This is a genomic window from Necropsobacter massiliensis (assembly GCF_000827595.2).
In the GTDB taxonomy this organism is placed as follows: domain Bacteria; phylum Pseudomonadota; class Gammaproteobacteria; order Enterobacterales; family Pasteurellaceae; genus Necropsobacter; species Necropsobacter massiliensis.
The window spans coordinates 395,759-409,313 of sequence record NZ_LN776178.1; the positions used below are offsets into that span (position 1 = coordinate 395,759).

The 13,555-nt window shown below is 45.6% G+C and carries 10 protein-coding genes and 5 tRNA genes; 12 read left to right on the plus strand and 3 right to left on the minus strand.

Annotated elements, in window-relative coordinates; translation table 11 throughout:
- Window positions 1–55: 55 nt before the first annotated feature.
- Complete coding sequence (gene cysI / locus BN3349_RS01925; RefSeq protein WP_040975592.1) at window positions 56–1,828, plus strand: assimilatory sulfite reductase (NADPH) hemoprotein subunit; 1,773 nt, start codon at window positions 56–58, stop codon at window positions 1,826–1,828.
- A gap of 127 nt (window positions 1,829–1,955) precedes the next feature.
- Here cysI and BN3349_RS01930 read toward each other — a convergent pair whose 3' ends face one another.
- Entirely contained in the window at window positions 1,956–2,867 is a 912-nt protein-coding gene (locus BN3349_RS01930; RefSeq protein WP_040975593.1) for an AraC family transcriptional regulator, read from the minus strand.
- A 38-nt stretch (window positions 2,868–2,905) separates the two neighbouring features.
- Here BN3349_RS01930 and BN3349_RS01935 point away from each other — a divergent pair, with 38 nt between their 5' ends.
- On the plus strand, window positions 2,906–3,346 hold the full coding sequence (locus BN3349_RS01935) for a nuclear transport factor 2 family protein (RefSeq protein WP_040975594.1): 441 nt from the start codon (window positions 2,906–2,908) through the stop codon (window positions 3,344–3,346).
- A 39-nt stretch (window positions 3,347–3,385) separates the two neighbouring features.
- Window positions 3,386–3,745, plus strand: coding sequence for an MmcQ/YjbR family DNA-binding protein (locus tag BN3349_RS01940; RefSeq protein ID WP_040975595.1), 360 nt, complete (start codon window positions 3,386–3,388; stop codon window positions 3,743–3,745).
- Between the two features lie 325 nt (window positions 3,746–4,070).
- Here the strand turns inward: BN3349_RS01940 and nagE are convergent, their stop codons facing one another.
- On the minus strand, window positions 4,071–5,525 hold the full coding sequence (gene nagE / locus BN3349_RS01945; RefSeq protein ID WP_040975596.1) for an N-acetylglucosamine-specific PTS transporter subunit IIBC: 1,455 nt from the start codon (window positions 5,523–5,525) through the stop codon (window positions 4,071–4,073).
- A gap of 271 nt (window positions 5,526–5,796) precedes the next feature.
- Here nagE and nagB point away from each other — a divergent pair, with 271 nt between their 5' ends.
- The 9 genes from nagB to BN3349_RS01990 all read left to right on the plus strand — a co-directional run bounded on the left by nagB (window position 5,797) and on the right by BN3349_RS01990 (window position 11,358).
- A complete protein-coding gene (nagB, locus tag BN3349_RS01950; RefSeq protein WP_040975597.1) occupies window positions 5,797–6,600 on the plus strand; it encodes a glucosamine-6-phosphate deaminase in 804 nt (267 codons plus the stop codon).
- 27 nt (window positions 6,601–6,627) lie between these two features.
- Window positions 6,628–7,767 carry an N-acetylglucosamine-6-phosphate deacetylase gene (nagA, locus tag BN3349_RS01955; RefSeq protein WP_040975598.1) on the plus strand — a complete coding sequence of 380 codons (1,140 nt, stop codon included), beginning with the start codon at window positions 6,628–6,630 and terminating at the stop codon, window positions 7,765–7,767.
- A gap of 119 nt (window positions 7,768–7,886) precedes the next feature.
- Window positions 7,887–9,110, plus strand: coding sequence for an ROK family transcriptional regulator (locus BN3349_RS01960; protein ID WP_040975599.1), 1,224 nt, complete (start codon window positions 7,887–7,889; stop codon window positions 9,108–9,110).
- Between the two features lie 146 nt (window positions 9,111–9,256).
- Window positions 9,257–9,333, plus strand: a tRNA-Met gene (locus BN3349_RS01965).
- Window positions 9,334–9,338: 5 nt separating this feature from the next.
- Window positions 9,339–9,423 (plus strand) — tRNA-Leu (locus BN3349_RS01970).
- Between the two features lie 28 nt (window positions 9,424–9,451).
- Window positions 9,452–9,526, plus strand: a tRNA-Gln gene (locus BN3349_RS01975).
- Between the two features lie 40 nt (window positions 9,527–9,566).
- A tRNA-Gln gene (locus tag BN3349_RS01980) sits at window positions 9,567–9,641 on the plus strand.
- Window positions 9,642–9,686: 45 nt separating this feature from the next.
- Window positions 9,687–9,761 (plus strand) — tRNA-Gln (locus tag BN3349_RS01985).
- Window positions 9,762–10,089: 328 nt separating this feature from the next.
- Entirely contained in the window at window positions 10,090–11,358 is a 1,269-nt protein-coding gene (locus tag BN3349_RS01990) for an NRAMP family divalent metal transporter (protein ID WP_040975639.1), read from the plus strand.
- 88 nt (window positions 11,359–11,446) lie between these two features.
- Here the strand turns inward: BN3349_RS01990 and prlC are convergent, their stop codons facing one another.
- Window positions 11,447–13,486: an oligopeptidase A gene (gene prlC / locus BN3349_RS01995; RefSeq protein ID WP_040975600.1), complete on the minus strand. Its 2,040-nt coding sequence runs from the start codon at window positions 13,484–13,486 to the stop codon at window positions 11,447–11,449.
- Window positions 13,487–13,555 lie beyond the last annotated feature (69 nt).

Sequence of the window (13,555 nt, forward strand, 5' to 3'; positions counted from 1 at the left end):
CGGGCGAACCAACGATTTTGCCCTCTATCAGTATTATAATCGGAGTGAATAACCAATGAGCAAAGACAACCAAACCCCAAAACCGGATTGGCAGGATAAACCGCTGTCCGATAATGAACGCTTGAAATCGCAGAGTAATTTTCTGCGTGGGACGATTTTAGACGATTTACAAGACCCGTTGACCGGCGGCTTTAGAGGCGATAATTTTCAGCTGATCCGTTTCCACGGCATGTACGAACAAGATGACCGCGATATTCGGGCGGAACGGCTGGAAGAAAAGCTGGAACCGCTGAAATTTATGCTGTTGCGCTGCCGTTTGCCGGGCGGAATTATTCAGCCGTATCAATGGATTGAGATCGACAAATTTGCCCGCGAGCATACTTATTACCAATCTATCCGCCTGACTAACCGACAAACGTTCCAGTATCACGGCGTACCAAAAGGGCAGTTGCAGCCGATGCACCGCTTATTGCACAGTATCGGGCTGGACAGTATCGCCACGGCGGCAGATATGAACCGCAACGTGTTATGTACTTCAAATCCGATTGAATCGGAACTGCACCAGCAGGCATACGAATTTGCCAAAAAAATCTCCGAACATTTGTTGCCGCGCTCTCGCGGTTATTTGGATGTGTGGATTGACGGCAAAAAAATTGAAAGTTCCGATGACCTGTTTAAACAGGAAGAGGAGCCGATCTTAGGCAAAACCTTTTTACCGCGCAAATTTAAAACTGCGGTGGCGATTCCGCCGTTAAACGACGTGGATGTGTACGGCAATGATATGAATTTTATCGCCATACAGGATGAAAACGGGCAATTGTGCGGGTTTAACGTACTGGTGGGCGGTGGGCTGTCTTTTGAACACGGTAATACCAAAACCTATCCAAACGTGTCGCTTGAACTGGGTTATGTGCCGTTGGATAAAACCTTGGCGGCGGCAGAAGCGGTGGTGACCACTCAGCGTGATTTCGGCAACCGCAGCGACCGCAAAAACGCGCGTACCCGTTATACCATTCAGAACATGACGCTGGAAGGTTTCCGCGCCGAAGTGGAAAAACGCATGGGCATCAAATTCGAACCGACTCGTCCGTTTAAATTCACCGAGCGCGGCGACCGCATCGGCTGGGTACACGGAATCGACAAAAAATGGCATCTGACCTGTTTTATCGAAAGCGGACGTATTACCGATCAGCCGGGCAAACCGCTAATGACCGGTATGTTGGAACTGGCAAAAGTGCATAAAGGCGATTTCCGGATTACCGCGAATCAGAATATTATTATCGCGAATGTGGCGGAAGAGGATAAAGCGCAAATCGAAGCGATTGCCAGACAATACGGTTTGATTCGTTCGGATGTGACCAAACAGCGCGAATATTCCATGTCCTGTGTGTCCTTTCCAACTTGTCCGTTGGCAATGGCGGAAGCCGAGCGAATTTTGCCGGATTTTGTCACTGAACTGGATAAATTGATGGCAAAACATCACCTTTCCGATGATTATATTATCACCCGGGTGACTGGCTGCCCGAACGGCTGCGGTCGTGCCATGTTATCTGAAATAGGCTTGGTCGGAAAAGCCATCGGTCGCTATAACCTGCATATCGGCGGTGATCGTGAAGGAGTACGTATCCCGCGCCTGTATCGTGAGAACATTACCTTGCCTGAAATCATTGATGAACTTGATGGTTTGATCGGACGCTGGGCGACTGAACGGGAGGCAAACGAAGCGTTCGGTGATTTTGTGATCCGCAGCGGCATTATCAAACCGGTGGTTAATTCTCCGGTGGATTTCTGGGATGCCGCACTGATCCCAACTAAAACCGCTGAATAAACTATCTAAAAAACAACCGCACTTTGATCCGCCCCAAAAGTTGGGTTAAATAAAACGGATTAAGGTGCGGATTTTTATGACTAAACGCTACGTAATAACGCGAAAAGTATGCCATCATTTTCAGTTGTTAGGGGAGAAGTGCGGTTGATTTTCCAAGAGATTTTTCTTCTTTGAACCTTTGCGGTGTCATTCCTGTTTCACGTTTGAAAAATTTTACAAAATGGGTCGGTTCGTTAAAGCCAAGCTGTTCGCTGAGGGAGACAATAGACATAACGGCATGTACCAATTGGCGTTTGGCTCCGAGAATAATCCGTTGATTGATAAGTGTTTTGGCGGTTTGTTTGCGAATTAAAACACAAGCGCGGTTTAAGCTTTTTTCGCTACATGCCAATTTTTCTGCATATTGCTTCACTTGATGCCACTCGTAGAAATGGCGGTCAAGCAGTTGGCAAAATTTTTCAAACCGTGCCACTAAACGAGGAGGATAAGGCAAGGTTGGCTTGATGTCTAAGCTCGCCAATCGCCACAATAATGCATAACATTGGTGGTGAATAAGTTGTTGTTGAACTGGCGAATAAGGTTTTTGACAATCTTGTTTGAGTTGCACAATGCCTTGCTTCATCGTATTGAAATCTGTTTCTGTCAGCTGGACATTAGCTTGGACTTGGCTGAATTGATTCAATTCCGGAAGATAATTAATCATCATTACCCAACCTTCCCAGTTTTTATCCTTGCCAAAACTATGCGCTTGTCCTTTTTTCACCCACATTACCGTCCCTTTTTGACAAAAGTACGGCTCAAAGTCGAGCCATAATGTGCCGTTGCCTCCCGTATTCAAAATCACCATATCACATTGGTAGATGTAGGTTCGTTGTATCATTTCATCGGAACAGCGTTGTCGTAAGTTGGCAACGCTAAAAATTTCTACATTGTAGTCATAATTTTTTCGAGGCTGGTAATTTAATGGTATGGTTTGTTTTTGTCTTAAATTTGCCATGATAATGGGGTGTTTTCGCCTTTTTTGCTTTGATAATTGCATTATAATACCATCAAATTTATTCAAAGAACGAGGGGATTATGGGAGATTTTCAATACACCTCTGAACAAGCTCAATTAGCGAAACGGATTATTGAGTTAGAAAAACAAGCGTTAGATAAATGGTTTAAAGGCGATACATCAGGGTATCGCGAATTGTGGTCAAAACAAAATTTCAGTTATTTTGATATTGCAAGCCCAGTACGGATTGATAGCTATGAAAAGATTTGTGAATTTTTAAATGGCATTGAAGGCAATCTCTTTGCGGAAAATTATGATTTTTGCCATCCTCGTGTGCAATTTGCACCGGATTTGGCTATTTTAACTTATCAATTACATGCAGATACCAATCTTATTGATATGCACTATAACTGCATTGAGATTTATCAAAAAGAAGATGAAGATTGGAAAGTGATCCATTCTACCTGGTCGGCCATTCGTCCGATGGATTGGGATTTCAGTAAGATAAAGGCTGAAGTGTAACAATTCTGTATTGTAATTTTGCTAAATAAGGAGTGTTAAATGACTCAAGCGCAACAAATCTTCGATTATGCTGCCTGCCAATACAGTACGCAACCTGAATACCTTTGGGCAAAATTTCCGGAATACGCCGTCTTGCGCCATAACAATGCCAAGGGGAAATGGTATGCTCTTATCGGAAAAATTGCTAAAGCAAAACTAGGCTTGCAAGGTGAAGGCGAAACGGATTTCATTAACTTGAAATGTCCACCAGATATGGTAAATATCTTACAGCAAGCCCCACATTTTCTGCCTGCCTACCATATGAATAAAATCCACTGGCTGACGATTGTGCTAGATCATGGCGTGCAAATAGACGAAATCTTGAAACTGCTTGATTGGAGTTATGATTTAACGAAGTAAAAATAGTTGTTGTAGGTGGCATACCCGACACTAGCTTGTAGAATGGAGTTCTGTTCATCCTATAATTACTGCGAAAAACGACCGCACTTTTATGTGAGCAGCCCTATTTTAAGGAGATAAACATGGCTACTTATTCCGATTTATTGATTGATACAGTAAACCCTGCTTATGAACGGTTTGTCCGCGCTTTTGATGGAATTAGTTAAGCCATAGAGTGATAGTGCGGTTGTCAGTGTTCACATACCCCTTGAGGGGCATGTGAGTTCCTAGGGCTTATAAAGTAACCTAAAAACCGCACGTTTTACGTGCGGATTGTTGTTTAAATTTAATGCTGTTGTTTCATGGCATCGGCGATGAGTTCGGCCTCCGGTCCGAGAATAATCTGTAATCCGTGTTCGCCCAGTTTAACATTGCCTTTTGAACCCAGCGCTCTTAGCTGTAATTCGTCAATTTTGCTCATATCAACCAAGGTGAGGCGCAGACGGGTGATGCAGGCGTCGATATTAGATAGGTTGTCTGCACCGCCCAGGGCGTCAATAAAGGCGGCGGCTTGTTGCTCATAAGAGACCGCCTGATTTTGAGTTTGCAGGCTTTCGTCTTCTTCGCGCCCCGGTGTCTTTAAATTAAAAGCTTTAATGATGGCACGGAAAAGCGCGTAGTAAATTACCGCGAAAACCAGCCCTTGCACGATAAGCATATACCATTCGGTTGCCAGCGGATTACGTGAAGAAAGCACCAGATCGACCAGACCAGCGCTGAAACCGAAGCCGGCAATCCAGTGCATTGTGGCGGCGATAAACACCGAAATACCGGTTAGCAACGCATGTACAACATAAAGCAGCGGTGCGACAAACATGAAAGAGAATTCCAACGGTTCGGTAATACCGGTAAAGAAAGAGGCTAATGCGGCAGCAAGCATAATGGATGCTACTTGGACTTTTTTCGCCGGTTTGGCGCTATGATAAATCGCCAGTGCGGCAGCTGGTAAACCGAACATCATGACTGGGAAGAAGCCCGCCTGATACATTCCAGTAACGCCCAGTATGGCTTTGCCTTCTGCTAGCGATTGCGCGCCGCCTAAGAAATTCGGAATATCGTTAATGCCGGCAACATCAAACCAGAATACGGAGTTTAATGCGTGATGTAAGCCGACCGGAATGAGCAGACGGTTTAGGAAGCCGTAAATGCCAGCGCCGAATGCGCCCAGATCTTTGATATATTCGCCGAAACTGACTAACCCGTTGAAAATCGCCGGCCAAACATACAGCAGAATAAAGGCGACGAGGATCATGAACAACGATACGATAATCGGCACTAGCCGTTTTCCGCTGAAAAACGCCAGTGCTTTCGGCAGTTCGACCTGATAGAAACGGTTATACAGTTCCGCCGAAATCACACCGACTAAAATGCCGATAAACTGATTGTTGATTTTGCCGAATGCGGCAGGCACTTCTTCTGCCGTGATACCTTCCAACTGGGCAACGCTGCCCGGAGACAGCAGGGTAGTCAGTACTAAATAACCGACCAACCCGGACAGCGCGGCGGAACCGTGTTTGTCATTGGACATACCGAACGCCACCCCGACCGCAAACAGGATTGCCATATTATCAATAATTGCTGCGCCGGATTTGATCAATAATGCGGCTAACTGGCTGTTGGCACCCCAGCCGTCGGGGTCGATCCAATAGCCGATACCCATTAATACGGCAGCTGCCGGCAGGGCGGCAACGGGTACCATTAATGCGCGCCCTATTTTTTGTAGATAATTTAATACGCTCATAACAGCTCCTTAACTTTGATGTTGAAGTTGGCAGTGAAAATATCAGTGATTCTCGTGATTTGGTGGAGTTAATGAAGAATTACTTCATTAATAAACGATTATAGGGTGATAATTTCACTTTGCAAATTAAAGCATCGGTTTTGTGATTGCTATCACTAATTTTACGTAGGGTGCGAAATTGATCTTGGATTTGGAGGTAATATTATTTTATAATCTTTTTTATGAAATTTTTCTTCATTATTTGGTCATTATTTTAGCACGGAGATTTTTTATGCGCTTGATTCCTCTAAAAACATCGGAACATGTCAGTAAATGGGCGGCTCGTCATATTGTGGAGCGAATTAACACCTTTGCGCCGACAGCAGAACGTCCTTTTGTCTTGGGGCTACCCACCGGCGGTACGCCGCTACAGACCTATAAAGAACTGATTAAGCTCTATCAGGCGGGCGAAGTCAGTTTTAAGCATGTGGTGACGTTTAATATGGATGAGTATGTGGGGTTGCCGAAGGAACACCCAGAAAGTTATCATTCTTTTATGTATAATAATTTCTTCAACCATGTCGATATTCAGGAAAAAAATATTAATATTTTAGACGGTAATACGGATGATCATGATGCCGAATGCCGTCGCTATGAAGATAAGATTAAATCTTATGGTAAAATTAATCTGTTTATGGGCGGCGTCGGTGTTGACGGGCATATTGCATTTAATGAACCAGCGTCTTCTCTTGCTTCCCGCACCCGGATCAAAACATTAACTGAAGATACGCTGATCGCCAATTCACGTTTTTTTGATAATGATGTCAATAAAGTACCGAAATATGCGCTGACTATCGGCGTGGCGACGTTGCTTGATGCCGAAGAAGTCATGTTACTGGTTACCGGCTATAACAAGGCGCTGGCGCTGCGAGCGGGAGTGGAAGGCAGTGTAAACCATTTCTGGACAATCAGCGCGCTGCAATTACATCGTCATGCGATTTTTGTCTGTGATGAACCGGCTACGCAGGAACTCAAAGTCAAAACAGTGAAATATTTTAGCGAGTTAGAGGCTAAGGCAATTCACAGCGTATTGTAAGCAGTTTTAACAAAACGGAGAGGAAAGATGAAATATGCGTTTACCAATGCGGTCGTTTATACCGCAAAAGACGTGCTGTACGGACATGCGGTAGTGGTTGAAAAGGATAAAATCATAGCCGTGGTCGCCGAACAGGACTTGCCTGAAAATATGCAAAAAATCGATTTGCACGGCAATAATCTGACTGCCGGCTTTATTGATTTGCAGCTTAACGGTTGCGGTGGCGTAATGTTTAACGAAGACGTCAGCGTCAGAACGCTGGAAATTATGCAGGCAACCAACCTTAAGTCCGGCACAACCAGCTATCTGCCGACGTTTATCACTTCGCCCGATGAAGGGATGAAAAGTGCGGTTCAGATTATGCGCGATTATTTGAGTAAATATCGCAATCAGGCTCTAGGGCTGCATTTGGAAGGGCCGTATATCAGCGTGGAGAAAAAGGGCGTACACCGCGAAGAATATGTACGCACGATCAGCCCGGAAATGAAAGCGTTTTTATTGGCGAATGCGGATGTGATCACAAAACTGACGTTGGCGCCGGAAAATCCGACTGCACAATGGATTCAAGATTTCGTCGCAAGCGGGATTGTGGTGTCTATCGGACATTCCAATGCAACCTATGAGCAGGCGCGTCGCGCCATTGATGCCGGTGCGTGTTTTGCCACGCATTTGCATAATGCGATGTCGCCGATAAGCTCCGGACGGGAGATGGGAGCTGTCGGCGCAGTGCTGAGCAGTGATGTTTATAGCGGCGTCATTGTGGACGGTCTGCATGTGACATTTGACAATATTCGTCTGGATAAACAATTGAAAGGCGATAAACTCTGTATTGTCACCGATGCAACCGCAGCGGCGGGGGCGCACATCGATTCTTTTGAGTTCGTGGGTAAAACCGTCTATGTACGGGACGGTAAATGCTATGATGTTAATGGTACCTTAGGCGGTTCTGCCATTACTATGATTGAATCGGTGGAAAATGCGGTGAAATATGTCGGTATTCCGTTAGACGAAACTTTACGCATGTGTAATTATTATCCGGCGAAAGCGATTGGCGTAGATGACCGTTTAGGTTCAATTGAAGCGGGAAAAATCGCTAACCTGACAGTATTCACTCATGATTTCAAGGTGATAGGTACCGCTGTCAACGGTGAATGGAAATTGAATTAAAATCGACCGCACTCTTATGGATGAAAGGCAGCTTAGGCTGTCTTTTTTAATGCTAGGAATTCTGTAAAATTCATTCTAAAATAGCCGAGTTTATTGTTTTTAGCTGTGGGAGAATTGAAATGCAGGAAAATCATCAGATAGCCAACGTTGATTTCGTAAAACAGATGAATAGTGCGGTCGTCTATAAATTGATTGATCAACAGGGACCGATTTCCCGTATTCAAATCTCCGAGCTTAGCCAGCTTGCACCGGCAAGCGTCACTAAAATCACTCGTAGTTTGCTCGGTCGCGGTTTAATTAAAGAGGTTGAACAGCAGGAATCCACCGGCGGCAGACGCGCCACCTCCATTGTGGCAGAACATAAAGCATTTCGTGCGATTTTGGTTCGTTTGGAGTGTAAACACATTACATTCGCGATGATGGATCTATCCACCAAATTGCTGAAAAAAGACATTGTCGATTTGCCCGAATATACCAATGTTTATGATATTGAAGCCTTTTTGTGTCAACAACTGGAGGCTTTTATGCAGGCTAACCGCAAACGCCAGCGTGAATTTATCGCCATCGGTATCACCGTGCCTGGGTTTGTGGAGGTGAAAACCAATACGATTTTGCATATTCCTCATCTGGAACTCGACGAACCTTGGGCGCTAGCGCAGAATATCGAACGGTGTTTCGGGCTGATGACCTTTGTTGGTCATGAGGTACGCAGTCTTGCACTGGCTGAACATTATTTCGGTGTGACTAAAGACTGTTATGATTCTCTGCTGCTGCGCATTCATCGCGGCGTCAGTGCTGGTATTGTCATTAATCATGAAGTGTTCTTAGGCTATAAGAATAATGCCGGTGAACTTGGTCATATTCAGGTAGATCCGCTCGGCAAGCGCTGTTTTTGCGGTAATGTGGGTTGTCTGGAAACCGTGGTCAGCAACTCGGCAATTGAGGATAAAATGCAGAAGTTGCTGGAAGACGGTTATACCAGTAAATGGCTGTCGCTGGAAAGCCATGATATTGATGCCATTTGCAAGGCGAGTAATAAACAGGATGCGGTCGCAACGGAACTGATTGAACATGTGGGGGTGCAAATCGGGCGCGTGTTGGCGATGACGGTTAATATGTTTAATCCTGAAAAAATTGTGATCTCAGGGGAAATTACGCAGGCCAAAAGCGTGCTGTTCGCCGCCATTCGTAAAACGTTGGAAAGTCATGCGTTGCCGTCCTTTGTGAAAACTACGCCGTTGGTGGTTTCCGCGCTGGAAAATGAGGATGTTATCGGCGCGTTTGCACTGATTAAACGGGCGTTGCTGGACGGCAGTTTATTGCAGCGCTTACTGGCGGAATAAAAGTGCGGTTACTTTTAGATCGATTTGTATAATCTCTATCCGAATAACCGAGAAATAAAATAATTCTGTAAAAAAAGAGTTGACGACTGCGGCGGATATCCGCATAATTAGCCCCGCAAAGCCGATGAGGTGAATGCAGATATAATGGCTATGTAGCTCAGCTGGTTAGAGCACAACACTCATAATGTTGGGGTCACAGGTTCGAATCCCGTCATAGCCACCATATTTGCGGGACTGGCGAAATTGGTAGACGCACCAGATTTAGGTTCTGGCGCCGCGAGGTGTGTGGGTTCAAGTCCCTCGTCCCGCACCATTCATTAGCTTGCAGTCATTAAAGTAGGTGGGGTATCGCCAAGTGGTAAGGCACCGGGTTTTGATCTCGGCATCCCTAGGTTCGAATCCTAGTACCCCAGCCATCTTACCTGATTTAAGAATTCCGAGATTAAGATATTCAATTGGGGTATCGCCAAGTGGTAAGGCACCGGGTTTTGATCTCGGCATTCCTAGGTTCGAATCCTAGTACCCCAGCCATAGTTTCGGGTGTCTTGTAAAGGTTTTGAACTCAGCAACCTCAGTTGGGGTATCGCCAAGCGGTAAGGCACCGGATTCTGATTCCGGCATTCCTAGGTTCGAATCCTAGTACCCCAGCCATTTCATTTACTCTCAATTGCTTTTATTTATCTGTCCCATTATTTTGTTTGTATTGCCTGTTTTTTATGACGTTGATAAGAAATTTGCAAAAAAACGATTAACTGCTTCAGCGCATGCAATAGGCAGAGGGTTTCGCTTTATATTTATTGTGATTCGATACTTAATGCTAAAATCATCACTGTTTACAGTGATTATGAATCCTAATTTCAGCTTAATATACTGTAAAAATGGTATTTTGCATTATTTTCTAATTGTTATGCTGTTCATAATCCGCCACAAATATATTACAATCGACTTCCTTTTATTTATCTTACAGAAAGCAACTATTATGAATGAAGAACAAAAACAAACGGAAAAATCGACTTGGGCGTCGAGATTCAGTGCATTAGGTCCCGGCATCTTAATGGCGTCCGCCGCAGTTGGCGGCTCGCATATTATTGCTTCCACACAGGCCGGCGCCATTTACGGCTGGCAATTGGCGATCATTATTATTCTGGCTAATGTATTCAAATACCCGTTTTTCCGTTTCGGCGTGCAATATACTTTAGACAGCGGCAATACGCTGCTTGAGGGTTACCGCCAAAAAGGCAAACTGTATCTGTGGATTTTCTTTTTGTTAAATATCTTCGCAACGATCATTAATACTGCGGCGGTCGGCTTATTGTGTGCGGCGATTTTAACGTTTGTACTACCAGTGCCCGTACCTGTGCCGACGCTTAGCCTGATTGTGATTGCGTTAAGTACCGCAATTTTATTGCTCGGCAAATACCGTATTCTGGACGGGTTATCCAAACTGATTATGATTGCCTTAACGGTGACAACGGTTGCCGCAGTAGTGATCGCGTTAATGCGTACAGGCGTTCAGGGCGTTGCTCCGGCGGATTATATTGCGCCGTCACCGTGGAACCTCGGCGCGTTGGCCTTTATTGTGGCATTAATGGGCTGGATGCCAGCGCCGATTGAAATTTCCGCGATCAATTCCATGTGGGTGGTGGCAAAACGGCGGCTGACTAAGGTTTCTTATAAAGACGGCATTTTCGATTTTAATGTGGGCTTTATTGGCACTGCGATTCTGGCGATAGTCTTTTTGGCTCTAGGCGCATTGGTACAATACGGCTCCGGCGATACGGTAGAAATGGTAGGCGGAAAATATATCGCTCAACTAATTAATATGTATGCCTCGACAATCGGCGACTGGGCGCGCGGTTTGATCGCATTTATCGCCTTTATGTGTATGTTCGGTACCACCATTACGGTGATTGACGGCTATTCCCGCACCAATGTGGAAAGCCTGCGCCTGATTTTAGGCAAGAAAGAAAGCCGCCCGAGCATTTTGAATTCGGCGATTATTTTCGCCGCACTTTCCGGTCTGGCGATTATTTTCTACTTTAATAATGCCGTAGGACCGATGCTGAAATTTGCCATGATTGCTTCCTTCGTGTCAACGCCGGTATTTGCGTGGCTAAATTTATCGCTGGTATTAAACGGCAAGCATCAGGTGAAAGGTGGCTTGTTATGGTTATCGTTTATCGGGCTGGTTTATCTAAGCGCATTTACCTTGCTTTTCATCGTACAGCAGGCGGGTTGGCTGAATTAAACTGAAATTACTGAAAAAGCGACCGCACTTTTATCACCCCGACGACTGTCGAAGCGTGAAAAAGTGCGGTCATATTTTTGTGTGTTTTTTAACCCTTAATGCCTTTATGTCTGAGCAAGGCATCCAGCTGTGGTGCACGACCTCTGAAACGTTTAAACAGCGTCATTGGCTCTTCCGAGCCGCCGCGGGTCAGGATTTCGTCCAGATAGGATTGACCGGTCGTCGGGTTGAAAATACCTTCTTCTTCAAAACGGGAAAAGGCGTCGGCGGACAGCACTTCTGCCCATAAATAGCTGTAATAACCCGCCGCATAGCCTCCGGCGAAAATGTGGCTAAAACTGTGTGCCGGTCTTGCCCAATCGACACTTTTGATCACCGCCACTTGCGCTTTGACCTGCTGCAAGGTTTCTGCAATCTGATTGGCTTTTCCTGCCGTGAAATAATGATGCAGGCGGAAATCGAACAGTCCGAATTCCAATTGACGCAGTACAAACATAGCAGCTTGGAAATTTTTGGCTTCCAGCAGCCGGTCTAGTTTTTCTTTCGGCAACGGTTCGCCTGTTTCGTAATGACCAGAAATAAACGCTAATGCTTCTTCTTGCCAGCACCAATTTTCTAAAAATTGACTTGGCAATTCCACCGCATCCCAAGGCACGCCGTTAATTCCTGCCACATCGGCGACATCAATTTGCGTCAGCATGTGATGGATACCGTGTCCGAATTCATGGAACAGGGTAGTGACTTCGTCATGGGTGAATAGTGCCGGTTTATCGCCGACCGGGGCGTTAAAATTACAGGTTAGATAAGCAACCGGGGTTTGGAACGTGCCGTCCGCTTTGCGTCTGCGCCCGATACAGTCATCCATCCACGCACCGCCACGTTTATTTTCTCGGGCGTACAGATCGAGATAAAAACTGCCGCGCAGTTGATCATCGGCATCAATTAAATCAAAGAAACGCACGTCTTTATGCCAGCTGTCCACATTAAAACGTTCTATCACGCGGATATTGAAAATGCGCTTAATCACTTCAAACAGACCGGTGAGAACTTTTTCTTCTGGGAAATATGGGCGCAATTCTTCGTCGTTAATCGCATACAGATGTTGCTTTTGTTTTTCGCTATAAAAGGCTATGTCCCAAGGTTCAAGTGCGGTCTGATTACACTGTGTTTGGCAAAATGCCTGTAACGCCGCCAGTTCGCGTTCACCTTGCGGTTTTGAGCGCGCGGCGAGATTATTCAGAAAATCCAGCACCTGCTGCGGGCTTTCCGCCATTTTAGTTGCCAGCGACAATTCGCTGTAAGTGCGGAAATCCAGTAATTTTGCCAGCTCAAGGCGCAGGTTCAGAATTTCTTCCATAATCGCCGAGTTGTCCCATTTGCCAGCGTTCGGACCTTGTTCCGAGGCGCGGGTAACGAAAGCGCGATACATTTCTTCACGCAGTTGTCGGTTTTCACAATAAGTCATGACCGGTAAATAGCTTGGAAATTCCAGCGTAAAGCGATAACCGTCCAGTCCTTTGTTTTGTGCCGATTGTTTCGCCGCCTGTAGCGCACTTTCCGGCAGACCTTGGAGCAGGCTTTCGTCATCAATGACTTTTTCCCAGCCCATAGTGGCATCCAGTACGTTATTGCTGAATTGCGCGCTGAGTTCCGACAGGCGCGAGACGATTTCGCCGTAGCGTTTTTGTTTTTTCGGCGCTAAAGAAATGCCGGACAGTTTGAAATCGCGCAAGGCATTGTCGATGGATTTTTGCTGTGCCATGCTGTAATGGGCAAATTCAGGGCTGTTTTTCAGCGCTAGATAAGCCTGATACAAGCCCTTATGTTGTCCCAGCCAAGTGCTGTATTCGGATAACAACGGCAGACAGGCTTGATACGCCTCACGCAATGCCGGGCTGTTTTTTACCGCGTTTAAATGGCTGATCGGCGACCACGCCTTGCTTAAACGATCGCCGCTTTCCGTTAGTGGTTGAATCAAATTTTCCCAACTGAAGTGCGGTTGTGTTAACAAACGTTCCACCTCTGCGCGGCAGTCTTTAATCAATTGTTCCACCGCCGGGCGGATGTGTTCGGGTTTGATAAGCGAAAATTGCGGCAGTTCCGTTGCGTTCAATAATGGATTAGACATAAAACGATCCTTAAAAAATAAGCAGACCCGAGCTCGGGCGTGAAAAGATTTAACTATAAATATGGGCAA